21 protein-coding genes are annotated in these 22,834 nt (G+C 58.3%); 12 read left to right on the forward strand and 9 right to left on the reverse strand.

Features of this window, described 5'->3' with window-relative positions; genetic code table 11:
* The first annotated feature begins 39 nt into the window (after window positions 1-39).
* The 4 genes from hflX (at window position 40) to G5182_RS06680 (ending at window position 3,740) form a co-directional block, all read left to right on the forward strand.
* Entirely contained in the window at window positions 40-1,326 is a 1,287-nt protein-coding gene (gene hflX, locus G5182_RS06665; protein ID WP_227341990.1) for a ribosome rescue GTPase HflX, read from the forward strand.
* 90 nt (window positions 1,327-1,416) lie between these two features.
* Entirely contained in the window at window positions 1,417-2,565 is a 1,149-nt protein-coding gene (hflK, locus tag G5182_RS06670) for an FtsH protease activity modulator HflK (protein WP_227341991.1), read from the forward strand.
* 3 nt (window positions 2,566-2,568) lie between these two features.
* Window positions 2,569-3,453: a protease modulator HflC gene (gene hflC / locus G5182_RS06675; RefSeq protein ID WP_216952925.1), complete on the forward strand. Its 885-nt coding sequence runs from the start codon at window positions 2,569-2,571 to the stop codon at window positions 3,451-3,453.
* Window positions 3,454-3,551: 98 nt separating this feature from the next.
* Window positions 3,552-3,740, forward strand: a complete 189-nt coding sequence (locus G5182_RS06680) for a DUF2065 domain-containing protein (RefSeq protein WP_216952926.1) — start codon at window positions 3,552-3,554, stop codon at window positions 3,738-3,740.
* An 80-nt stretch (window positions 3,741-3,820) separates the two neighbouring features.
* Here the strand turns inward: G5182_RS06680 and ispB are convergent, their stop codons facing one another.
* Entirely contained in the window at window positions 3,821-4,792 is a 972-nt protein-coding gene (gene ispB, locus G5182_RS06685) for an octaprenyl diphosphate synthase (protein ID WP_216952927.1), read from the reverse strand.
* Between the two features lie 242 nt (window positions 4,793-5,034).
* Between ispB and rplU the strand changes: the two genes are divergently transcribed.
* The 4 genes from rplU to G5182_RS06705 all read left to right on the forward strand — a co-directional run bounded on the left by rplU (window position 5,035) and on the right by G5182_RS06705 (window position 8,751).
* Window positions 5,035-5,346, forward strand: coding sequence for a 50S ribosomal protein L21 (gene rplU, locus G5182_RS06690; protein ID WP_005304210.1), 312 nt, complete (start codon window positions 5,035-5,037; stop codon window positions 5,344-5,346).
* Between the two features lie 17 nt (window positions 5,347-5,363).
* On the forward strand, window positions 5,364-5,621 hold the full coding sequence (gene rpmA, locus G5182_RS06695) for a 50S ribosomal protein L27 (protein WP_005304202.1): 258 nt from the start codon (window positions 5,364-5,366) through the stop codon (window positions 5,619-5,621).
* Window positions 5,622-5,811: 190 nt separating this feature from the next.
* On the forward strand, window positions 5,812-7,014 hold the full coding sequence (gene cgtA, locus G5182_RS06700; protein ID WP_227341992.1) for an Obg family GTPase CgtA: 1,203 nt from the start codon (window positions 5,812-5,814) through the stop codon (window positions 7,012-7,014).
* A 366-nt stretch (window positions 7,015-7,380) separates the two neighbouring features.
* Entirely contained in the window at window positions 7,381-8,751 is a 1,371-nt protein-coding gene (locus G5182_RS06705) for a YjiH family protein (protein WP_227341993.1), read from the forward strand.
* 85 nt (window positions 8,752-8,836) lie between these two features.
* On the opposite strand, the gene G5182_RS06710 is transcribed toward G5182_RS06705, so the two are convergent.
* Window positions 8,837-9,175, reverse strand: a complete 339-nt coding sequence (locus G5182_RS06710) for a hypothetical protein (RefSeq protein ID WP_005341051.1) — start codon at window positions 9,173-9,175, stop codon at window positions 8,837-8,839.
* Between the two features lie 132 nt (window positions 9,176-9,307).
* Entirely contained in the window at window positions 9,308-12,199 is a 2,892-nt protein-coding gene (locus G5182_RS06715; RefSeq protein ID WP_227341994.1) for an HD domain-containing phosphohydrolase, read from the reverse strand.
* A 210-nt stretch (window positions 12,200-12,409) separates the two neighbouring features.
* On the opposite strand from G5182_RS06715, the gene G5182_RS06720 reads away from it, so the two are divergent.
* Together G5182_RS06720 and G5182_RS06725 are read left to right on the forward strand one after the other, a co-directional pair.
* On the forward strand, window positions 12,410-13,399 hold the full coding sequence (locus tag G5182_RS06720; protein ID WP_227341995.1) for a luciferase-like monooxygenase: 990 nt from the start codon (window positions 12,410-12,412) through the stop codon (window positions 13,397-13,399).
* A 172-nt stretch (window positions 13,400-13,571) separates the two neighbouring features.
* Window positions 13,572-14,072, forward strand: a complete 501-nt coding sequence (locus G5182_RS06725) for a 2TM domain-containing protein (RefSeq protein WP_227341996.1) — start codon at window positions 13,572-13,574, stop codon at window positions 14,070-14,072.
* Window positions 14,073-14,191: 119 nt separating this feature from the next.
* Here G5182_RS06725 and G5182_RS06730 read toward each other — a convergent pair whose 3' ends face one another.
* From G5182_RS06730 to lptD, 6 genes are read right to left on the reverse strand one after another with little or no spacing between them, the layout of a single operon-like run.
* On the reverse strand, window positions 14,192-15,013 hold the full coding sequence (locus G5182_RS06730; protein WP_201987516.1) for a symmetrical bis(5'-nucleosyl)-tetraphosphatase: 822 nt from the start codon (window positions 15,011-15,013) through the stop codon (window positions 14,192-14,194).
* Window positions 15,014-15,019: 6 nt separating this feature from the next.
* Window positions 15,020-15,382 (reverse strand): Co2+/Mg2+ efflux protein ApaG, encoded by a 363-nt coding sequence (apaG, locus tag G5182_RS06735; RefSeq protein ID WP_031227971.1) that lies wholly within the window; start codon window positions 15,380-15,382, stop codon window positions 15,020-15,022.
* A gap of 4 nt (window positions 15,383-15,386) precedes the next feature.
* A complete protein-coding gene (rsmA, locus tag G5182_RS06740) occupies window positions 15,387-16,199 on the reverse strand; it encodes a 16S rRNA (adenine(1518)-N(6)/adenine(1519)-N(6))-dimethyltransferase RsmA (protein ID WP_005339016.1) in 813 nt (270 codons plus the stop codon).
* Entirely contained in the window at window positions 16,189-17,184 is a 996-nt protein-coding gene (gene pdxA, locus G5182_RS06745; protein ID WP_227341997.1) for a 4-hydroxythreonine-4-phosphate dehydrogenase PdxA, read from the reverse strand. The genes rsmA and pdxA overlap by 11 nt, the downstream gene beginning before the upstream one ends.
* Window positions 17,184-18,482 carry a peptidylprolyl isomerase SurA gene (surA, locus tag G5182_RS06750; protein WP_216952937.1) on the reverse strand — a complete coding sequence of 433 codons (1,299 nt, stop codon included), beginning with the start codon at window positions 18,480-18,482 and terminating at the stop codon, window positions 17,184-17,186. Before surA ends, pdxA begins: the two co-directional genes overlap by 1 nt.
* 26 nt (window positions 18,483-18,508) lie before the next feature.
* A complete protein-coding gene (lptD, locus tag G5182_RS06755) occupies window positions 18,509-20,974 on the reverse strand; it encodes an LPS assembly protein LptD (RefSeq protein WP_227341998.1) in 2,466 nt (821 codons plus the stop codon).
* Between the two features lie 174 nt (window positions 20,975-21,148).
* On the opposite strand from lptD, the gene G5182_RS06760 reads away from it, so the two are divergent.
* Complete coding sequence (locus tag G5182_RS06760) at window positions 21,149-22,159, forward strand: aminoglycoside phosphotransferase family protein (protein ID WP_216952939.1); 1,011 nt, start codon at window positions 21,149-21,151, stop codon at window positions 22,157-22,159.
* Window positions 22,156-22,824, forward strand: a complete 669-nt coding sequence (gene murU, locus G5182_RS06765; protein WP_216952940.1) for an N-acetylmuramate alpha-1-phosphate uridylyltransferase MurU — start codon at window positions 22,156-22,158, stop codon at window positions 22,822-22,824. Before G5182_RS06760 ends, murU begins: the two co-directional genes overlap by 4 nt.
* The last annotated feature ends 10 nt before the right edge of the window (window positions 22,825-22,834 follow it).

Here is a 22,834-nt window from a genome sequence, read left to right on the forward strand (position 1 = left end):
AACTCAGATTCATCATGATTCCTGTTAAGGAGCAAGCGCTTGTTTGACCGTTATGAAGCTGGCGAACAGGCCGTTCTGGTGCATGTCAACTTCAGTGATGAGGGTGAGCGGGAGGATCTGGAAGAGCTCAAGATGTTGGTGAGTTCTGCCGGTGTAAATGCGCTGGCGGTCATCACCACCAGTCGTAGTGCGCCCAGTGCCAAATTTTTTGTCGGCAGCGGCAAGGCTGAAGAGATCGCGTCCCAGGTCCAGATGCTGGATGCGGATGTGGTGATCTTCAACCATGCCCTGACTCCTGCCCAGGAACGAAATCTGGAACGTCTGTTCCAGTGCCGGGTGGTGGACAGAACCGGTCTGATCCTCGACATCTTCGCCCAGCGCGCCCGAACCCATGAAGGTAAACTGCAGGTCGAACTGGCCCAGTTACGCCACCTTTCCACTCGCCTGGTGCGAGGCTGGACCCACCTTGAGCGTCAAAAGGGCGGGATCGGTCTGCGTGGCCCGGGTGAAACCCAACTTGAAACTGACCGACGTCTGCTGCGGGAACGCATCAAGGCGATTTTGCGTCGGCTCGACAAGGTGGCCAAGCAGCGGGAGCAGGGACGCCGCGCCCGCAACCGCAACGAAGTGCCGACGGTGTCACTGGTTGGTTACACCAACGCCGGAAAGTCCACTTTGTTCAACCAACTTACAGCTGCCAGCGTGTATGCTGCCGACCAATTGTTCGCAACTCTGGATCCCACCCTGCGTAAACTGGTGATCCGGGATGTGGGTGATGTGATTTTGGCGGATACAGTTGGATTTATTCGACACTTGCCCCATGATCTGGTCGCGGCCTTCAAAGCGACCCTGCAGGAGACCCGCGAAGCGGATCTGCTGCTGCATGTGGTGGACTGTGCCGATGAGCAGATGCAGGAGAATATCGACTCCGTGCAGCAGGTGCTGGCCGAAATTGAAGCTGACGACAGGCCTCAGCTGATGATCTGCAACAAGATCGACAAGCTGGCGGATCGTCCTGCTGGTCTGGAGCGAGATGACGAGGGGCGCCCAGTGCGCGTCTGGCTGTCGGCTCAGACTGGTGAAGGTTGTGAGCATCTGTTTACGGCGCTGACTGAACTGCTGGCCGGCTCCATGGTGCACCACACCCTGCAGTTGCCACCCTCGGCAGCAAGATTGCGCAGTGCGCTTTATCAGTTGAAGGGCATTGAGCAGGAAGGCTTTAGCGAGGAGGGAGATTTCGTGCTGGAAGTCCGCTTGCAAGTGGCCGACTGGAACCGCCTCGTAAAGCAGGAAGGTGAGAGTTTACAACGCTTTATCAGGCATTGATTCGTCGATGAAGTGAACCCTTAGGGGCTTCTCAACGTATGATGGCCCGATAGAGATGATATCCATCCGCATGTATTAATGGAGACGCTGATGGCTTGGAATGAGCCTGGTAACAACGGCAAAGACCGTGACCCTTGGGGGAATAACGGCAAGAATCAGGGACCCCCTGATCTGGATGAAATGCTGCGCAAAGTGAGCCGCCGTTTCGGTGGCTTGTTTGGTGGCGGCAAATCTGGCGGCGATGTAGGTCGCTTTGGTATCTCCATCGCGCTGGTTGTGGCTGTGGTGGTGTGGGTCGTCAGCGGCTTCTACACCATTCGTGAAGCGGAACGTGGTGCAGTGCTGCGGTTTGGCAAGTTTTCCCATATTGTCGAGCCGGGTCTGCGCTGGAATCCCACCTTTATCGACAAGGTGATCCCGGTGGATGTCGAGTCCGTGCGCTCGCTGCCTGCTTCCGGTTTCATGCTGACTCAGGATGAAAACGTGGTGCGGGTCGAGATGGACGTGCAGTACCGTGTGGTCAACCCCGAGCAGTATCTGTTTAGCGTAACGAATGCTGACGAGAGCCTGAGTCAGGCCACCGACAGTGCCCTGCGTTATGTTGTGGGCCACACCAAGATGGACGACGTGCTGACCACCGGTCGTGAGAAGGTGCGTCAGGAGACCTGGCAGGTGATTGATGGCATCATCGAGCCTTACCAGATGGGTCTGCAGATCGTCGACGTCAACTTCTTGCCGGCTCGTCCGCCGGAAGAGGTGAAGGATGCGTTTGATGACGCCATTGCCGCTCAGGAAGATGAGCAACGCTTCATCCGCGAGGCCGAAGCCTATGCCCGTGAAGTCGAGCCGAAGGCCCGTGGTCAGGTCAAGCGTCTGGAGCAGGAAGCGGAAGCCTACAAGTCCCAGATTGTGCTGAAAGCCCAGGGTGAAGTGGCCCGCTTCAACGAGCTGCTGCCCCAGTATCAAGCTGCGCCCGATCTGACACGCAATCGTATCTACCTGGAGACCATGGAAGAGCTCTATCAGCAGGCCAATAAAGTGGTGGTCGACATGCCGGCTGGCAACAACAGCATGATCTATCTGCCGCTCGACAAGTTGGCTGGCAAGCAGGCGAGCGTCCAGCAGGGGCGTACAGCTGCTGCGCCGACCATCGAGTCCACGCCAGCTTCCAACGAGGGCGCCAACTCCACTCCGACGCCGCTGCGTAGCGGTGACCGCTTCAGCTCAGGGAGAAACTGATAGATGAAAAAGCTAGCTATTGGTGTAATCGCTGTCGCGGCCATGGTCTGCTTCTCTTCTGTCTTTATCGTTGATGAAGGCCAGAAGGGGATTGTGGTGCAGTTCGGCAAGGTGAAGCGGATTGATTCCGGTGAGCCCCGTCTCTATGAACCGGGCCTGCACTTCAAGGTGCCGCTCATCGACCAGGTTCGCAAAATGGATGCACGGATCCAGACCATCGACAGCCAGGCTGACCGTTTTGTCACCTCCGAGAAGAAAGACCTGATCATCGATTCCTATGTGAAATGGAAGATCGAGGACTTCTCCAAGTACTACCTGGCAACCGGTGGTGGTAACAAGTTGCAGGCCGAGGATCTGCTCAAGCGCAAGATCAACAACGGTCTGCGCTCCGAGATTGGTAATCGTACTATCAAGGATATCGTCTCCGGTGAACGCAGTACCGTGATGGAAGATGCTCTGATGAAGATGGCGCGCTCCTCCGAGCTCGGCATCAAGGTGGTGGATGTGCGGATCAAGCAGATCAACCTGCCGGTGGAAGTGTCCAACTCCATTTACCAGCGGATGCGGGCCGAGCGTACTGCCGTGGCCCGTGAGCATCGCTCCCAGGGGCGTGAGCAGGCCGAGATCCTACGGGCCGATATCGATCGCAAAGTGACCGTGATGATCGCTGATGCAGAGAGTAACGCTCGTCAACTGCGTGGTGAAGGGGATGCGGAAGCCGCTAAAATCTATGCCGACAGCTACAAGAAAGACCCCGAGTTTTTCAGCTTCGTGCGCAGTATGGAGGCCTATCGCAAGAGCTTCGCCGGTGGCAACGACCTGATGGTGCTCAAGCCGGATAGCGAGTTTTTCCGTTACTTCAAGTCTCCTGAAGGCACCAAGCAGTAAGTGTCGGGAGTTGTTTTGCCAGGGGCCTGCTTTGTCAGGCCCTTTTATTTGTCTGCCAAACAAACGGGATCAATGGTTTTTGACGGGAGAGGGGCAGAATGATGACATCCATACTGACGGGGCTGGGTCTGCTGTTGCTGTTTGAAGGGCTCGGCCCGTTGTTGATGCCCAGGGCATGGCAGCAGATGTTACGGCTGCTGAGCGATCAGCCACCGGAGCAGTTGCGCCGTATCGGCGGCTCGTTAGTGGTTGCGGGTAGCGTGATCCTCTGGATGCTGAGTCGCTGAGTCTGGCGCAATGCACTGTCCAGCAGATAGCAGACAATAAAAAAGAGGCCGAAGGCCTCTTTTTCATGCATGTCGTTTACTCAGGCACTGCGCTGCACCGCCATGTGGGCCAGTGTTTCCAGCGCGTGCTTGTGCGGGGAGTCCGGCAGGATGGCGAGGGCGGCAATGGCCTTGTCGGCCTCTTCCCGGGCCCGCATGCGGGAGTACTCCAGCGCGCCGGTACGGTCGAGAATCCCGAGGATCTGCTCAAGATGTTCCATACCGTTGCGATGCTCGATGGCATCGCGCACCAGCTGGCGTTCTTCCGGCGTGCCCACATCCATGGCACGCAGCAGCGGCAGGGTTGGTTTGCCTTCGGCCAGATCGTCGCCGACGTTCTTGCCCATCTCTTCGCTCTGGGAGCAGTAGTCCATCACGTCATCAATGATCTGGAACGCGGTGCCCAGATACTTGCCGTAATCGGTCATGGCCTGTTCGACGGGCTCGGGCTGATGGGTCAGCACGGCGGCGAGTCGGGTAGCGGCCTCGAACAGCTTGGCGGTCTTGCAGTAGATGACCGTCATGTAGCTCTCTTCGGTGGTATCCGGGTCGTTGCAGTTCATCAGCTGCAACACTTCCCCTTCGGCGATGGTGTTGGTTGCATCCGAGAGGATCTCCATCACCCGCAGGTTGGAGAGTTCGGCCATCATCTGGAAGGAGCGGCTATAGAGGTAGTCACCGACCAGCACGCTGGCAGCATTGCCAAACATGGCGTTGGCAGTTTCCCGGCCGCGGCGCAGGTCGGATTCGTCGACCACGTCGTCGTGCAGCAGGGTAGAGGTGTGAATGAATTCGATGATGGCGGCCAGTTTCAGGTGATCCTCACCTTCATAGCCCAGCGCACGCGCAGCCATCACGGTCAGCATGGGGCGCATCCGTTTCCCGCCGGCGCTGACAATGTAGAAACCCAGCTGATTGATCAGACTAACGTCGGACTGGAGTCGGGCCAGGATCAGTTCATTGACCGCCGTCATGTCGGCGGCACAGAGCGCACGGATAGTCTGTTGGTCCATAAGTCTCGTAACGTGACAGCAGCAATAACTGCGATTTTAGTAATGGCAGGGATTCTACACGATTTCACAATGGGTTACAGTTAGGCGTTTATCCACGGCGGCAGATATGCGCACAAAATAAACTTTTTGCTAAATTGGCCTTGCCTGAGCAGATCGATTTGCGTAGAATGCCCGCCCATTGTTATAGGTTTTTGCGCATGTCTAGCCTTGAGCAAAAGACATGCCTTTACGGAGTTAATCAAATGTACGCGGTATTCCAAAGCGGCGGAAAACAACACCGTGTGGCCGAAGGTCAAATCGTTCGTCTGGAAAAGCTGAACGTTGAGACTGGCGCTACCATCGACTTCAACGAAGTGCTGATGGTTGCTGCAGGCGACACTTTTAAAGTAGGTGCTCCTTTCGTTGAAGGTGGCAAGGTTGTAGCTGAAGTTGTGGCTCACGGCCGTGGCGAGAAAGTGACTATCGTCAAGTTCCGTCGTCGTAAGCACCACCGTAAGCAAGCGGGCCACCGTCAGTGGTTCACTGAAGTCAAAATCACTGGCATCAGCGCTTAATTAGAGGAGTCCGATAGATGGCACACAAAAAAGCTGGCGGTTCATCCCGCAACGGTCGCGATTCTGAAGCTAAACGCCTGGGCGTGAAGCGTTTCGGCGGCGAAACAGTTCTGGCTGGCAGCATCATCGTTCGTCAGCGCGGTACCAAGTTCCACGCTGGTGAGAACGTTGGTCTGGGCAAGGACCACACCCTGTTCGCTACCGCGAACGGCAAGGTGCAGTTCGAAGTTAAAGGTCCGCTGAATCGTAAGTACGTTAGCATCGTTGCTGAGTAATTACGGACCGCAAGGATCCGAAGCCCCGCCAACAGGCGGGGCTTTTGTTTTTCCGAAATAATGACGAAAAAACGGAACGCAGATGACCCGGGTACCGAGATTGCCCGGAGAGGCAAGATGCGTATCGCCCGCAGGGGTCTGTACCACTATAATTGCGTATCGGTTTTTCGAATTAAGGTGACGGTTACCTATGAAGTTTGTTGATGAAGTCCAGATTCGAGTCGATGCCGGTGACGGTGGTAACGGTTGTGTAAGTTTTCGCCGTGAAAAATATATTCCCAACGGTGGTCCGGATGGTGGTGACGGTGGTGACGGTGGTGACGTCTATCTGGTTGCCGATGAGAACCTCAACACCCTGATCGACTACCGTTTTGAGCGTTTCCATGCTGCCGAGCGTGGCGAGAATGGCCAGAGTGCCAACTGTACCGGTCGTCGTGGCAAGGACAAGATCCTGCGCGTGCCGGTCGGTACCCGTGCAACCGATGACGATACCGGCGAGTTGCTGGGCGACTTGACTCACCACGAGCAGAAGTTGCTGGTTGCCAAGGGCGGTTTCCACGGTTTGGGTAATACCCGCTTCAAGAGTTCGGTCAACCGGGCTCCACGCCAGAAGAGCAACGGCACCCCGGGCGAAGTGCGTACCCTGAAGCTGGAGCTGCTGTTGCTGGCTGACGTCGGTATGCTGGGTCTGCCCAACGCCGGTAAATCTACCTTTATTCGCGCTGTTTCTGCCGCCCGCCCGAAAGTCGCTGATTATCCCTTTACCACCCTGGTGCCGAACCTCGGTGTGGTGCGTGGTGAGAACTCCCGCTCCTTCGTGATCGCCGATATTCCGGGCCTGATTGAGGGGGCAGCCGAAGGCGCAGGTCTTGGTATCCGTTTCCTCAAGCACCTCGAACGCTGCCGCGTGTTGATCCATCTGGTGGATATTTGCCCCATTGATGGCTCCGATCCGGCTGAAAATGCCGTGACCATCGTGCGTGAGCTGGAGAAGTACAGCCCGGAACTGGCTGGCAAGCCGCGCTGGTTGGTGTTTAACAAGATGGACCTGATCCTGGAAGAAGAAGCCCAGGAGGTGATGGATCGCGTCAAGGCGGCCCTGAACCACGAAGGTCCGGTCTATGCCATCACTGCCATCAGCAAGGAAGGCACCAAGAAGGTCTGCTACGACATTCTGGATCTGCTGGATACCATGCCCCGTCAGCTGGCGGAAGATGCCAAAGACGCCATCGAGAAGGTGGAGTTCAAGTGGGATGACTACCACAAGAACCAGCTGGCCAAGGCTGAAGCGGAAGCACTGGCTGCCTCTCTTGCCTTCGATGAAGGGCTTGATGATGACGATTGGGATGACGACGAAGATGATGGCGTTGAAGTCATCTACGTCCGTGACTGATCCCCGTCACTCTCATTGAAAACCGGAGCCTGAACAGGCTCCGGTTTTTTTATGTCTATCGAGCAGCAACTCATTAGATATATTTGTGATGTCACTTATTGCCTGCCACTGATAACCGATTATACTGCCCACCAAAATTAACAATAACGAAACAATCATCTGGGAATGTCGATTGAATCGATATGCGCAGCTGTATCTTATTGTTTTAATGGAAGGTTTGCCTGTGGAAATATTTATGCGCAGATTTCTGCTTTAAGGGCTTGTTTGTGCATTTTTTTAGAGTATTCTTGCGCCCGTTTTGCCGGTTAATGCATGAATACGCAGGTTGGCCGGGCTAGGGAAAAGTAACATTAGGGCAGTTTTATCATGTTGGAAAAGAGTCTCGAAGCACCTGCGGTCAATACTCGCCGTAACTTGTTGATGTTTCTGGTTCCGTCACTTATCGGGATCCTGTTGTTCATGACGCCGGTCGTCTATGACGGTAACGTCACCATCCCGGTGGCCGTGCTGGCCAAGCTGGTGCAGCGCGTTTTTGCCGATTATCTGGTCGCCATGGTCAGTGCGGTGATCACCACCACCATGCTGATGACGGTGATTGCCTGGTTGTTCAAGCCAGCGATTCTGGTGCGTCGTCCTTTCCTCAACAGCTTGTTCAATGTCTCCCCTTTCTGGGCCTGCGTGCGGGTATTGGGCGGTATTTTCGTGCTGCTGACCTTCTTCCAGGTAGGGCCTGAGGTGCTTTACTCAGGTGCAACCGGTGGACTGGTGCTCAACGATCTGCTGCCGGTGCTGTTTTCAGTCTTCATTTTTGCCGGCCTGCTGCTGCCGTTGCTGCTCGATTTCGGGCTGCTGGAATTTGTCGGCACCATGATGACCCGCATAATGCGTCCTGTCTTCCGGTTGCCGGGCCGCTCCGCAGTGGACTGTTTTGCCTCCTGGCTTGGCGATGGCAGCGTCGGCATCCTGCTGACCAGCAAGCAGTACGAAGGGAAGTTCTATACCCAGCGTGAAGCCGCGGTGATTGGCACCACTTTCTCTGCTGTCTCCATCACCTTCTGTCTGGTGGTGATCTCTCAGGTGAAGCTGGAGCACATGTTCGTCCCCTTCTACCTGACCGTCTGTCTGGCTGGAGTGGTTGCCGCTATCGTGGTGCCACGTCTGCCGCCGCTCTGCTGGAAGAAGGATATCTATATCGATGGTGCTCCCCTGTGTCGCAAGCAGGAGGCGGTGCCCCATCAGCACAGCGTGATGAGCTATGGTTTCGAGCGTGCCCTGATCAAGGCTGACAGCATGACAGATCTCGGCGCCGTCGCGCGGGAAGGGGTGAAGAATGCACTGGATATGGTGTTTGGCGTGCTGCCGGTGGTGATGGCGATCGGTACCTGTGCCCTGATGCTGGCCGAACATACCCCTATCTTCAACTGGCTTGGCGCTCCCTTCGTCCCCTTGCTGGAACTGCTGCAACTGCCGGAGGCGGAAGCGGCATCCAAGACCATCATGGTCGGTTTTGCCGATATGTTTATTCCAGCGGTGCTGGCCTCGACCATCGATAGCGAGATGACCCGCTTCGTCATTGCCGCCATGTCGGTAACCCAGCTTATCTATATGTCGGAAGTGGGGGCCCTGCTGCTTGGCAGCAAGATCCCGGTCAAACTGTGGGAGTTGTTTGTGATCTTCCTGATGCGCACCCTGGTTACCTTGCCGGTAATTGCCGGTGTAGCGCATCTGCTGTTCTAAGGGCTACGCCATAGTGAAAAACGGTCAACCTGGGTTGACCGTTTTCTTTTCCGCGGTAAGGGGAGAGCATCGCCCTTAGGCTGGCTCAGCCTCTAGTGACGGGACACTGAATTGTCAGGGAGTGGACTGTGTTGGCGATGCTATAGGGCTTGGCCGCCTTGTAGACCTTCTTGTCTTCGTCGTAGCTGCCTCCCAGATACTGGGTACTGTATAGCGTCTGCTGGCGGCGATCGGTCTCCTTGTAACCTTGTGGGCAGGTCTGGTTGGCCTGCTGGAAGCAGGCTTTCATGCTGCTGCATTCGATGTAGAAGCCGCGCTGGCTGGTATCGGCAAGGTGCACCGGGGTGACGGTGGGGGCTGGGGGAGACAACAGGGAGCAGCCGGAGAGCGTCAGCGCGCCCAGCAGAACGAGATGTTTTGACATAGATAACCTGAACAGTGTGGTGTGACAAAGAGTGAGGGGGAGTCTATTGCTCCCCCTTCGCTATAGGGGCACCGTTATAACCAGCCCGGGGCGCTCAGGCCAGCCCGCAAATGTAAGAAAATATGACCCAGCCTAGGCCAGTGCGGCCAGCAGTGCGGTTTCGTCCACCTGATCCAGTTGGGCGCTCTCGAGGAAGCGCCTAGCGTAATCGCGCCAGATGCCGCTGCTGACAAACAGGGCGAACAGATCCGAGTCGATATGCTGTTCACGCACCATGTTCTGCATGATGGCAAGAGCCTGGGAGATCGTCTTGCCAGATTTGTAGGGGCGATCACTGGCGGTCAGCGCCTCGAAAATATCGGCGATAGCCATGATGCGGGCTGGTACGCTCATCTGTGCTCCGGTCAGCTGGCGTGGGTAACCCTTGCCATCCATCCGCTCGTGATGACCGCCGGCAATCTCTGGCACGCAGCGCAGATGACGGGGGAAGGGGAGGTGCTCCAGCATGCGTATGGTCTGGATGATGTGCTCGTTGATCTTGTAGCGCTCCTCCTCGGTGAGGGTTCCCCTGCTGATGGCAAGGTTGTATCTCTCCCCCCGGTTGTAGAGATGGTGCGGTACCTTGACCTTGAAGCCCCAGGGATTGTGCTCGTCGAACCGATCTCCATCCGGACGAGGCACAAGGTGCCAGCACTTGTCGGCCAGCAGTGGCTCGAGGCAGGGCAACTCGGGAGACGGTTCTTTCTGACGCAGCTTGAGCTCCTCCCGGCTGATGCCGAGTCGATCGTCCAGGGTGCGCAGCCAGGTGCGGCTGGCGATGGCGTCGAGCCGTTCAATCTTCTCGGGGGCCATCCACTCGCCGCCCAGATTGCACTCGGCGATGAAGGCAAACTCCTGATCCAGTTCGGCCCAGCGCGGGGCTGCTTCTTCCCGGCAGGCACTTCTGATCTCTGATGACAGGCGGGCTGCGAGGCACTCGATATAGACATCCCGCTTGAGTACTTCAAAACGGGTGCGGATCTCGTGGATCCGGTCGTAGAGGGTCTCCAGTTTGGTAGCCTTGTCGACCACGAACTCCGGGGTGGTCACCTTGCCACAGTCATGTAGCCAGCTGGCGATATGGATGGCTTCCCACTCCTCCTCGTTGAGACTGAAATCGGCAAAGGGGCCCTGTCGCTGGGCGCAGGCTGCCTCGGTCAGCATCTTGGTCAGCTCGGGCACACGTTGGCAGTGGCCGCCGGTGTAGGGGCTCTTGGCGTCGATGGCGCCGGCCATCAGCTCGATAAAGGATTCGAGCAGCTGTTTTTGCTCCTCCAGCAGGCGCTGGTTCTCGATGGCGGAGGCCGAAGTGCCCGCCAGCGCCTCGATCAGGCTGATGCGCGATGCCAGCTCCTGTTCGCTGCAGTGTGGCAGGATCAGCAGGAGGTAGCCGATCAGCTCCTGACGATGGTTGCAGAGCGGCTCAGCTACCAGCTGGCATAGGCCGGGAAAGGAACCCCAACTGTCCAGGTGTTGCCTCCAGGCCGCCTCATCCAGGCTGAGGGAGATGCGCTGGGAAGTGGCCAGGCCGGATAGCAATGGTTGTGGCCAGGGAACCTGCCCTAGGGGCAGTTCGGTTTGCTGCCAGCGGGCCTGGACCGGCTGCATCTTTTGCTGTTGGGCCAGGTAGAGGCATCCCCCTTTTGCCTGTACCGCGGCGATGGTTTCATGCAGGATGCGGCTTAGCAGGGAGTCGACGCGGTGCTCTGCAGCCAGTGCTCTACCCATGTTCATGAAGTTGCCGAGGGTTTGGCGCATGCCGGACATGGTGCGCGCAAGGTCATCTATTTCCCGGATGGCTGATTCAGGAACCTGACCCTCGCCAAAGTCGAAACGCTGGATCCGCTCAGCCTCACGGGTCAGGGCCAGCAGCGGGGTAGCGGTACGGCGGGAGACCAGCCAGATCACTGGCAGCAACAACAGCAGGCTGCCCAGCGCCCATGCCACATTGACCAGCGCTTCGTTGCGTGCCTGCTGATAAAGCAGATCTGCCGAGACCAGCAGGGCGATGTAAAAAGGAGTGTCCTTGCCGAGGGGGGAGATATTGACCAGCCACTCTTGTTTTTCCCCTGTGGTCAGGGTCAGCTCCCGGGGAGAACCATCCAGCAGCACAGGCGTCCTCTCTAGCCTAGTTTTCAGCTCGGCCATGACTGGGCCGCCCAGAGCCGTGATCGCTGGCAGCCGGGTCAGCTGATCATAGGCTGGCAGATGTACAGGGTCGGCCGCCAGCAGTGTCGCGGAGCGATCGAACAACACTACCTGGCTTTGGAGCGGCAACTGCAGCTCGCCAATCAAGGCCGAGAGCCCCTCGACACCGGCATCCAGCCCTATCACGGCGCGTTGGCTATGGCTGGTGACAGCCATCGTCATGCCCGGCTCCCTGGTGGTAAAAAAGAGATAGGGGGTGGTGGCGACAATCTTTGATGAACCGCGAGCCAGCCGGTACCAGTCGCGGCTGCGGGGATCGAATCGATAATCCGCCATGGCTCGCCGTGCCAAAAGTTGCAGCTGCTCGTCAAAATAGAGGAACTCTCCCCGCCCGCTACTCAGGCTCTGAACCAGCAACTGGCTGCCTTCAGGCACTGCCTGCAACGTGGCCCGGGCCCGTTCCGTGAGTTTTCGTACCAGAAAGAAATCGCCACTCTCATAGCCGATGTAGACGGCACCATAGCTGTCGCGATTGGCCAGGATCTCTGCCAGCTGCGGCAGATACTCCAGTCGGCTTGCCAGATCGCTCATGTCGGCCAGTCGGCTGCTGGCTAGCAGGCTGAGGGACATGCGGGCTGGCTGCTCGTTCAGTTGCAGAGCGAGGGCCAGCTGTTCCCGGTACTGTTTGAAGTTGTGGCGCTCATGTTCCAGCATCTGGCGAGAACCCTGCTGGAACTGCAGCAGAATCAGCAGCATGCCCAGCACACTGAACAGCAGGGTAAATAGGGTGGCAATGTGAACGTAGAAGGGCTTGCGCCCGGATCTGGCAGTGATCATGGACATTTCCTTGTCACAGTGATGCTTGCGGAGACGATCTGTCAGCAGTGTGTCAATACGATAACAGAAATGACAATAATGGCCTGATATCTGTGCTTTTCCATGGTTGCCCACTGCCAGGCAGAGCTTGGCAGGAGATAGTGATTCATTCAGGTATCCCGTGCTACATTGCCCCACTTGTTACTGGTCTGTAAATCAATGGAGTGACCCATGTCTGCCATCCCCTATTCCGTGCTCGATTTGGTGCCTGTTGCCGAAGGTTCCGTGCCTGCCGAGTCATTTCGCCGTTCGCGGGATCTTGCCCGCCATGCCGAGGGCTGGGGTTACCAGCGCTACTGGCTGGCCGAACACCACAACATGCCGGGCATTGCCAGTGCCGCCACCTCGGTGTTGATCGGTCATCTGGCCGAGGCCACCACCACTTTGCGGATTGGGGCGGGTGGCATCATGCTGCCGAACCACTCGCCACTGGTGATTGCCGAGCAGTTTGGCACCTTGGCTTCGCTTTATCCGGATCGCATCGATTTGGGCCTTGGCCGCGCCCCCGGGACCGATCAGCGCACCATGCGGGCGCTCAGGCGCCAACGCAGCAGTGAGGTGGATGATTTCCCGGCCGATGTGCGCGAGCTAATGAGCTACTTTGGCGACGAGATTGGCACGGTGCAGGCGGTGCCAGGTCAGGGGCTGCATCTGCCCATCTGGCTGCTGGGCTCCAGCCTTTACAGCGCGCAACTTGCAGCGGCGATGGGCTTGCCGTTCGGGTTTGCCTCCCATTTCGCCCCTGCCATGTTGCTGGAAGCGCTGGAGATCTACCGTAGCCAGTATCGCCCCTCCGCTCGCTGGCCCAAGCCCCATGCGGTGGTCTGCATCAACATGATTGCCGCCGACAGCGAGCGGGAGGCCCGCTTCCAGTTCACTACCGTGCAGCAGCAGTTCTTGCGCCTCCATCGCGGTGATGCGGGCAAGCTGCCCGCGCCGGTCGTCCAGCTTGGCGATGAGTGGTCTCCCCGTGAGCTGATGGCGATGGAGCAGACCTTGGCCCGCTCGCTAGTGGGCAACCCAGAGCAGGTTCGTCATGGCCTCAAGGCGCTGCTGGCGGAAACCCGTGCCGATGAGCTGATGTTCAATGGCCCCATCGTCGATCATCAGGCCCGACTGCGCTCCTTTGAAATTGCCGCCGAGCTGATGCAGAGCCTGTGATTACACATCCTGGCACATCTGCCTGTGTGCCAGAGCTTGACCTTATATCTCTTTATGTTTATTCAACTAATTGATTTTAAAGAGTTGTCAGGTTGATGTCGTCCATCTGTCGTGTCACCTTTCGCGGCGCAAGCCCTATGCTGGCCCTGTCAATTACCACAAGGAGTTCGAGATGATCGTCAGGAAGTTGAGATTGCAACGGGGTTGGTCTCAGGATCAGTTGGCAACGTTGACTGGTTTGAGTGTCCGCACTATCCAGCGGATCGAGCAGGGTCAGCAACCCGGACTGGAATCCCTCAAGGCCCTGGCCGCTGTCTTTGAGCTCGATGTGGCGCAACTGGACGGCACACGGCAACAGGAGCATGAGATGAGAGGGAGTGACACTATGGGGAAGGATGCATTGCAGGTTTCAGCAGAGGAGCAAGCTGCCATGAAGTATGTGGAGGGGCTCAAGGGCTTCTATCACCATGTCGCCAGCTATCTGCTGGTGATTGGCGGGTTGTTTGTCATCAACTATCTGAGCAACCCGGGGTATATCTGGGCCTGGTGGCCGGCACTGGGGTGGGGATTGGGACTGGCGTCCCATGCCATTCGGATATTCGAGCCTTTCAAACTGTTTGGCCCGGAGTGGGAGCGGCGCCAGATTGAGAAGCGGCTGGGGCGCAAGTTGTAACTTCATTCGCCGGAAAACAGGGCACACAAAATAGTAAGCCCGGCAGATTGCCGGGCTTTGTTATTGGTACGGGTCTTGGCAATCGGTGCAACTGCGACCGCCTGATTGCTGCGTACTCCCTAGCTGGCGTGAACCGGGCAGGGGGTGGCGATCAGAGCATCATCCTCGTAGCGCCACAGGGTGAGGCTGTTGCCCCAGACGCAGCCGGTATCCAGACCCTTGATATCGCTTTTTCCGGTGTTGCCCATCAGGGCTGCCCAGTGGCCGAACACCAGAATGGGGTCATCCACATGGTGTTCACGCTGCTCGAACCAGGGGCGCAGCCCCGGGGTCGACTCCTTGGGCCCCTTCTTGCATTTGAAGTCGAGCCGGCCATCGAAGTAGCAGAAGCGCATCCGGGTGAAGGTGTTGATGATGTAGCGGTAGCGGTCGATCCCGACCAGATCATCTTTCCAGCCATCGGGTTGGTCGCCATACATGTTGTGCAGCAGCCACTGGTACTGATCGCCGCGCAACAGGCTCTCTACCTCGCGGGCACAGTTGCGGGCGGTGCGGGCATCCCATGCGGGGGAGATACCGGCATGCACCATCATGATGGGCAGATCCGGATGCTCCGCCAGCAGCGGGCGGTGGCGCAGCCACTCCAGCAGTTCATCCCGATCCGGCGCATCCATCAGGCTCTGCAGCTTGTCCTTCTTCTTGAGTGGGGCAACGCCATTGGCGACCGCCAGCAGGTGCAGGTCGTGGTTGCCGAGCACGGTGACGGCGCGGTTGCCCAGCCCTTTGACAAAACGCAGGGTATTGAGGGAGTCCGGGCCGCGGGCGACCAGATCGCCGCAGAGCCAGAGCACGTCTTGGTCGGGATCGAACGCGGCAAGATCCAGCAGACGGCGCAAGTCGTCGTAACAGCCCTGGATGTCACCGACAAAACAGTTCGCCATGAAACCTCAGTTGATAATATTGGGGATGGCCAGCGTGAAGGGGGCGATGGGCGCCTCGAACTGCTGACCAGAGCCATCTTGCAGGGTATAGCTCCCTTCCATCACCCCGAGCGGGGTCGCCAGCGGCACGCCGCTCTGGTAGCGGTAGGTTTCCCCTTCGGCAATGACGGGTTGCTCCCCGACCACGCCCGGGCCTGCCACTTCCAGCATCTTGCCATTGGCATCGGTGATGAGCCAGCGCCGGTGCAGCAGTTGCACTGGGCCGGGCCCCAGATTCTCAATCTCGATCAGATAGTGAAACTGGTAAGGGTCTTTGGATCCCGCCACATACACGGGGTATGGGCGGATCTCGATGTGCGGGAGTGCCACAGGATCAGGCCTGTTGCTGATCCGCCAGCCAGTTGGCGATCATGACAAACTGCTCGAGGGAGAGATTCTCCGGGCGCAGGTTGCCATCGATACCAAGCTCGGTCAGCTGGGCGTCGGTGATGAAGTTGGAGAAGCTGTTGCGGATGGTCTTGCGACGCTGGCCAAAGCCCTCGGTACAGACGCGATTCAGACAGCGAATGTCTTTCGCGACTATGGTCGGATTCTTGTGCGGGATCAGGCGAACTACGGCCGAGTCCACCTTTGGCGCCGGTTTGAAGGCGCCCGGGCCCACTTCCAGTACCGGCACCACCTGGCAGTAGTACTGGGTCATCACGCTCAGGCGGCCATAAGCCTTGCTGCCCGGGCCTGCGGCCAGACGCAACACCACTTCCTTTTGCAGCATGAAGTGCATGTCCTCTACCCGATCAGCGAACTCGCACAGGTGGAAGATGAGCGGGGTGGAGATGTTGTAGGGCAGGTTGCCGAAGATGCGCAGCGGCCCCTTGCCTTCACCCATCAGGGTGCCGAAGTCGAAACGCATGGCGTCAGCTTCGATGACGGTCAACTTGTCTTTGAGGGTCGGGTGCTCGCGCAGGCGAGCTGCCAGGTCCCGGTCAAGCTCGACCACGGTCATTTTGTCCATCTGGGCGGCGACTGGCTCGGTCAGCGCGGCCAGACCCGGACCGATCTCCACCAGATTCTGACCCGGCTGCGGGTTGATGGCGGCGACGATCTGATCGATCACATACCGGTCGTGCAAGAAGTTCTGACCGAAACGCTTACGGGCCGTGTGGCCCATGTGCACCTTACTGCTCATATCTTTTTTTCTCTACCATCTTGATGGCGTGGTTAATCGCGGTGACAAGGCTGCCCGGATCGGCCAGGCCCTTGCCTGCCAGATCCAGCGCGGTGCCGTGATCCACCGAAGTGCGGATGAAGGGAAGCCCCAGGGTGATATTGACCGAACTGCCGAAGCCCTTGTATTTGAGCACAGGCAGCCCCTGGTCGTGGTACATGGCGAGTACCGCATCCGCATCCTTGAGGTATTTCTCCTGGAACAGGGTGTCGGCCGGCAATGGGCCGACCAGATCGATCCCTTCCTGGCGCAGGGTGACCAGGGCGGGTTCGATCACGTCAATCTCTTCACGTCCGAGATGGCCACCTTCCCCGGCGTGGGGGTTGAGGCCGCAGACGTAAATACGGGGTTTGGCGATACCAAACTTGGTGGCGAGATCCTCGTTGAGGATCCGGATCACCTTGCCGAGGCGATCTTCGGTGATGGCCATCGCTACATAGGCCAGCGGAATATGGGTAGTCGCCAGTGCGACCCGCAGCCCCTCGGTTGCCAGCATCATTACCACATCGGCAGTGTTGGATTGTTGGGCAAAGAACTCGGTGTGGCCGCTGAACGAGACCCCGGCCTGGTTGATGATCCCCTTGTGCACCGGCCCAGTCACCACGGCGGCAAATTCGCCGCTCATGTTGCCATCGCAGGCACGCTGCAGGGTCGCTAGCACATAGGCGCCATTGCCTTCGTTCAGCTCGCCCGGCACCACGGGGGCGCCGAGGGTGACCGGACAGACGGTCAGGGTGCCCGCCCGCTGCGGATGAGCAGGGGCGGTTGCGTCATAGGGCTCAAGCTCGATGCTGAGCCCCTGCAGGGTTGCCCGCTCGCGCAGCAGCGCCGGATCGGCGATCACCACCAACTGGTGGGGCCAATCCTGCTGGGCAATCTGCAGCACCAGATCCGGGCCGATCCCGGCCGGTTCGCCCGGGGTAACGGCAAGGCGACGGCAGCTCATCAGCTCGCAGATCCTTCGACACGGATGTAAGCCTCATCACGCAGCTCGTCCAACCAGGCCTGGGACTCTTCCACGAAGCGGCGATTGTAGATCAGCTGATAGGCACGCTGTTCCAGAGCCTTGTCAGTGGCATCCTGGCTGCGACGATCTTCCACTTGGACGATGTGCCAGCCGTGGCTGGTGCGGAAGGGGGCGCTGATCTGGCCTGGTTGCAGTCGGTTAACCATGTCGCGAAACTCTGGTACATAGACGTTGGGATCAGACCAGCCCAGTTCGCCACCCTGCACCGCAGAGCCCGGATCTTCGGAATACTTCTCCGCCATGCTGGCGAAGCTTGCCTTGCCGCTCTTGATGTCGTGCAGAATGCCGTCCAGCATCCCCTTGGCTTTCTCTTCGCTCAGGATGATGGAGGGCTTGATCAGGATGTGACGGGCCTTCACCTCGGTCTGCATCACTTGCTGCTGACCCTTGGTGTCGAACACCTTGACGATGTGCAGACCGGCGCCGGAGCGCAGCGGGCCCACGATATCGCCCTTCTTGGTACCCTGTACCGCTTCGGCCATCAGGGTCGGCATCTCTTGCGGGCTCATCCAGCCCCAGTCACCCCCTTCCAGCGCCTTGGGGCCGTTACTCTCGGCAATGGCCAGTTTGCGGAAGTCGGCACCCTGCTTGAGGGCGGCCAGAATGCGCTCGATCTTGCTCTTGGCGGCATCCAGCTGGGCGGCGGTGGGGTTGTCCGGCAGGGCAATCTGGATATGGCCGACGTGGTATTCGTTCTGCTGTTGACCCTGTTTCTTCAGGATCTCCACCACCTGCTTCACCTCCTGCTCGGAGATGTTGATACGGCGGCGCACCTGATTGCGGCGCACCTCGTTCATCAGGATCTCGCGGCGAACCTCTTCCCGATACTGGGCATAGGTCATCCCTTCACGGGCGAGCTGGGCGCGCAGCTGATCCAGGGTCATCTTGTTGTCGGCGGCGATGCCCTGAATAGCCTGTTCCAGCTGGGTATCACTGATCTTCAGCCCCTGGCGATCCGCCAGTTGCAGCTGCAGGCTCTCCTGGATCAGACGGTCGAGTGCCTGTTTGCGCAGAGTGGCATCGTCAGGCAGAGACTGGCCGCTCTCCTGGGCGGAGAGTTTTACCTTGTTGACCAGTGCGTCCTGTTGACTGGACAGCACTACGTCCTTGTTGACCACGGCCAGCACTTTGTCCATCAGCTCGGGCGCAGCCAGTGCGGCCTGGCTCATGGCGCCGAACATTCCCGCGGTCAGCAGGGCAATCAGGGTCTTTTTCATATCCATCTCTCAAGGCTGGACCAGCATCATTGCTGGTCTTTCAGATTAAACGGGCGAACATAGGGCAACAGCTCGGTATCCAGGGTGACACTGCGGCCACCGGTACCCACGCTGCCAAGTCCCTTCATTTCAAACTGCAGACCAATGACTTTTTCCGAAGTGGGCTTCAGAGTGATGTTGTCCGGCTGGTTGTGCCACTCCAGGCTCATGTTGATGCTCCAGCAGCAGGAGTCGTATTTGACACCGATCTTGCGGTCAATGTTCACATCCTGCTTGATATCGCGATAGTAACCGCCATACATCTGCCACTGATCGGCGATCGGCGCCATCATCACCAGACCAGCCTGGCTGAGGTCTTCGGCCAGAGCAGGATTGCTCGGGTAGCGATAGTCCCGGTTGCCGTCCTGGATATAGCGGTAGTTGACCTGGGTGGTCAGCTTGCCGGTCCGGTATTCGACTGCACCGTTGCCGGCAGTAAATTCCCCCTCGGAGGTATCGTACTGGGTGCCGGCATGGGCGAACCACTCATCGGTGATCCGGGCATCCCCCTCGAACGAGAGCAGGGAGCGGGCGTTGGTGTTTTCCTGATCGGACGGGTAGAGGCGCACCTTGGGAGGTGTCATCTCGAAGGCCTGGGCTACCGCCAGACGTAACCGCTCATCCCCCACATTGTCATAGACCCGGCTGGTCAGGCCAACGGTGACCCGGTTGGCATCGCTGATGCGGTCGAGACCGGCGTAGCGGCGATCGCTGAACAGGCTGTAGTAGTCCTGACGGGTAGTGGTGGAGTCGTAAATCCCTATTTCGTCTTGATTCTTGTAAGGGATATAGAGGTACTGGAACTCAGGCTCCAGGGTCTGGGTGCCCTTGCCATCATACCAGTCTACCGGACGATCGAAGTTGACGCCCCCCTTGAGGCGGAAGGACGGCAAGGTGCGGGTAATGGTGCCGTCTTTCAGGGTCAGCTGCTGGCTATCTGCGTCTGTAAATTTACTGCGATCCTGGCTAATCAGGTCTTTGGGGATCTCCTGGTTGTAGGAGGTAAACATCAGTTTGTACTGGCTTATAAGGTAGTAACCCGGCGCATCGACCAGGGGGATGGTCAGGGTGGGAGCCAGATGCAGACGGGTAGCGGTATAACGCTCACCGGCCTGCTGGGCAGTGGCGCTGCCGCTGTCATAGCCAAACTTGGTCAGCTCGCTGTTCCAGGCCAGATCGAACCATTTCCCCTGCTGGAAGTAGTTGTAGTTGATGCGTGGCAGCATCTCGTGGGGCAGCAGCGCGTAGGGACTCAGGATCTGATAGCGACGCACCTCGGAGGTGAGGTTCCAGTTCTGCTGGTAGTAACCGGCGGTAAAGGATTGCTGCAACTGGCTGTCGACCTGGGTGCCCACTTGCGGGCTGAAGTCGTTGAAGTAGTTGTAATCCTTGTCCCGTACCTGGGTGTAGTCGATGCCTAAACGCAGGGAGCCATCCATCAGGGTGGATCCGTGACGAATATTCATCAGGTAACGATGACCATCTGAGAGGTACGGAGTCCCTGTCGACGGGTTGGTAAAGCTCGGGTTGCCAGCATCATACTGCTTGTCATCCCTGAGGCTTTCAAAATAGAGGGTACCGGTATGGGCTGGGTCCGGCATGTAGCGAAACTCTACCTGTTCCATCAGGCCGCGTTTGTCCATAAAGCGGGAGGTGATGGTGGCATCGTAGTTGGGGGCAATGTTCCAGTAGAAGGGCTGGGTGATCTCCATGCCGTTGCCGGAACTCTGTTTGTAACCCGGGTAGAGCAGACCTGTCTTCCGTTCATCCTTGATGGGGAAGTTTATATAGGGGAAGTAGAACACCGGGTAGTCATAGAGCCAGAGGCTGGCGTTCCAGGCTTCGCCGAACACCTCTTTCTGGTCGATGTCGATGCTGCCCGCCTTGAGGGTCCACACTTCCTGACCGGGGGGGCAGGTAGTGTACTGGGCTCCCTCCATGGTGATGTTCTGGTTGTTGTTGGTCATCACCACGCGTTTGGCAAAGCCGCGCACCGGTGAGCCATGCACCTGATACTTGCCCTCCTCCAGCTCGGAGTTTTTGGTATCCAGGTTGGATTTGAGGGTCTTGTCGCTGGTGACGGTCACCTGACCGTCGTTGTAATAGATGTTGCCGATGGCGATGACATCCCGGCTCTTCTGATCGAGCTGTGCATAATCGGAGTCAAACTTGCGAACACCCTGACGAACCTTGACGTCGCCTTCATAGACGGCGGTGCCGCCCTGTTTGGCCTCGAGACGGTCAGCATCAACCTCGACCGGCTGCGCGTTGGCATCCTGATCCGATGAAGGCTTCTCTATCTTGGGAACATAGTCATAGCAGAGACTATCGAGAATGCCGGTGGCTGGCGGCGCTTCGAACGGGGCCGCCTGCACCATCATAGGGGTGAGTGCGGGGGCCAGGCTGATAGTCAGGGCGATGGGATAGCGGTACCCCAGTGTCCATTTGGTCATGTGAAAGACTCGTGCAATCCGTGATAGATACGGTTGATCCAAGGCATGCATTTTACGACAGGTTTCATCGAGTTGACATTGCATGTCATTGCTTTATGTTAGCCGGCAATGATAAAGCATTATTGCGGCCAGGGCTAACAGCCAAGTGCTGCTTTCCACCTTGGTCCTCTACTTATGCACGATCGCGATTCCCTGCTATTGCAGTGGGCACGCCGTATTTCCGGTGATGCCAATCTTCAGTTGACCCTCATTTCCGGTGATGCCAGCTTCCGTCGCTACTATCGCGGTGGTGGTCTGGTTTGGGTGGATGCCAATCCGAAAACCGAAAAAAATCATGAGTTTGTTCGTAACGCGGCCGCCTTGCAGGCGCGTCAGCTGTTGGCGCCAGAGGTCAAGGCGGTGGACTACGAACAGGGTCTGCTGGCGGTGAGTGACCTGGGCGATACTCAGCTGATCAGCTGCCTGAACGAACACAACGTACTGGCCTGGTATGGCAAGGCGATTGATTTGCTGCCCCGCCTGGGGGCGGTTGAACTGGCGCTTGAACCCTTCGATGCGGCATTTATGGCGCGGGAGAACAGCATTTTCCCCGAGTGGCTGCTCGGCCATCATCTGCAACTGAGCCTGAGCCATGAAGAGCAGCAACTGCTGGACGAGACCTTCGCTTGCCTCACCGCCTGCAATCTGGCCCAGCCGCAGGGGGTGATGCATCGGGATTTCCACAGTCGCAACCTGATGGTATGTGGCGGTGATACCCCCGAGAGCAGCCGGCTGGCCATCATCGATTTTCAGGATATGGTCATCGGGCCGCTCACTTATGATCTGGTCTCCTTGCTGAAAGATTGCTACGTGCGCTGGCCGGACGAGGTGATCGATGAAGGGATGCGCCACGGCTTTGCCACCCTGCAACAGGCGGGTCTGCTTGGCGAGCTCGATTATGCCAGTTTCCGTCGCGATGCCGATCTGACCGGCATGCAGCGCCACCTCAAAGCGGCCGGAATCTTTACCCGGCTCTATCATCGCGACGGCAAGTCCGGCTATCTCAAGGATATTCCCCGTACCCTCGGCTACGTGGTGGATGTCTGTCGCACTCATGGTGGTGCCTATCCGGTACTGGCCCGTTTTGGTCAGTGGTTGGAGCAGGTGGTGTTGCCGGGGGTCGCCAATGCAGGGGTAAAACCATGAAGGCGATGATCCTGGCCGCTGGCCGTGGCGAGCGGATGCGCCCGCTGACTGACCTGCTGCCCAAGCCGCTGCTGGCGGTGGGGGGCAAGCCGCTTATCGTCCACCATATCGAAAAGTTGAAGTCAGCTGGCGTGACCGAGCTGGTCATTAACCACGCCTGGCTCGGCCACAAGCTGGTCGAGAGCCTTGGTGATGGCAGTGCGCTTGGCGTGACCATCCACTGGTCAGCCGAGGAGAGCGCGCTGGAGACCGCGGGCGGCATTGTGCAGGCGCTGCCGCTACTGGGCTCTGAACCTTTTTTGGTGATCAACGGCGATACCTGGCTCGATCTCGATTATCACACTCTGGTCAGCCAGCCCCTTGGCGATGATCTGGCCCACCTCTGGCTGGTGCCCAATCCGCCCCAGCACCCCGCCGGGGACTTTGCCTTGCAAGAAGGGCGAGTTATGGATACGCCAGCGTTTACCTTCAGCGGGGTCGGACTATATGATCCGGCGGCCTTTGCCGGTCTCGCGGGCGGTGCCCGCAAGCTGGCGCCCCTGCTCCGTGACTGGATGGCGCAAGGGCGGGTGGGCGGCAGCCTGCTCGCTGGCGAGTGGCGCGATATCGGCACGGTCGATCGACTGCGCGAGCTGGATGACCAGCTCCAGGCCCGCACTCATTAACTTCAAGAGG

Origin of the sequence: Aeromonas sp. 600948, from assembly GCF_049174875.1 — a bacterium.
GTDB classification, from domain to species: domain Bacteria; phylum Pseudomonadota; class Gammaproteobacteria; order Enterobacterales; family Aeromonadaceae; genus Aeromonas; species Aeromonas veronii_A.